The following is a 1,140-nucleotide window of genomic DNA, read 5'->3' as shown; positions in this document are numbered from 1 at the left end:
CGCTTGTATGCTAGGACTTGAAGGGAGGAGAAGGGACAAAGCCCGATTCTGACTGTTGACGCAGTACAGACCGTGGGAGATTTCGCCCCTCCTCCTTTCACCCAAGCGCCGATAAAGAATGCATCTGGCTATGACCGACGATAGGAACAAGCCTGCGCCTCTGGGTGAGCCCTTCAAGTGCTCAAAACCTTAGCCCGGAGGAAGCCCCATGGCAATGCCAGTTTCTGTCTCAAAGCCAATCGTAGGCGTCGATGTCGCTAAGAATGAACTGGTGATTTATCACGCTGAAGTCGATCTGTTAGAAACAATCCCAAACACCAAAGCCGCTATCAAAAAATGGCTGAAGGCCTTGTCCTGCAAAGTGGCCATCGCAATTGAAGCCACCAATATCTACCACTTGGAATTTGCTGATCTAGCTCATGAAGCTGGTTGCGTGGTTTACATGGTTGGAGGTTATGAGCTCAAGCATTACCGCGAAAGCGTGAAGATCCGGGCCAAGACCGATGCTTTGGATGCCAAGTTGCTCGTCCGCTATTTGAGAAAGGAGGCAGACGAACTGCGTCCCTGGACACCTCCATCACCGCTGTATCGCCATCTTCTAAGCCTGTTTCGTCGGCGCGCAGCCTTGGTTCAGGCGCGCGTCAGCCTGACGCAAAGCTGGGCGAACGAGCCGCTTCTTAAGACCTCGTTTGCCGAGCAGGTGAAGTCGATGCAGAGACTGGAAGGGTTAATCGAAAAAATGATCAGTGACTGCCTGAAAGAAGCAGGTTTACTGGGTCAGTTGAAGCGTTGCTTGAAAGTCGAAGGCATCGGTTTTTTGACTGGCGCGCGTTTGATTGCCACCTTCCAACGGGGAGAGTTCAGGAATTCGGACGCGTTTATCGCCTTTCTTGGTATGGATTTGCGCGTCAACAAGTCAGGACAGAAGGATGGTCGTCGTAGTTTAAGTAAGCGCGGCGACTCAGAAGCTCGGCGCCTGCTGCATAACGCAGCGATGGCGGCTAGCCGAACAGAGACATGGAAAGCGTTTTATCAAGCACAGAGGGCGCGAGGCTATAGCACCACACAGGCGTTGGTAATACTGGCCCGCAAGCTTGCTCGGGTGGTGTTCGCTCTGCTGAAAGGGCAAAGCGAATATCA

Annotated in this window: 1 protein-coding gene; it reads left to right on the top strand. The window is 52.7% G+C overall.

What is annotated here, in order from left to right; translation table 11 throughout:
• Window positions 1–214 precede the first annotated feature (214 nt).
• A partial coding sequence (locus JJD66_RS27880; protein ID WP_200649529.1) for an IS110 family transposase occupies window positions 215–1,140 on the top strand: 926 nt, incomplete at its 3' end.

Source organism: Pseudomonas sp. MF6751, assembly GCF_016613265.1.
Lineage (GTDB): Bacteria > Pseudomonadota > Gammaproteobacteria > Pseudomonadales > Pseudomonadaceae > Aquipseudomonas > Aquipseudomonas fluorescens_BV.
This window is presented reverse-complemented; position numbering and strand designations above follow the sequence as displayed.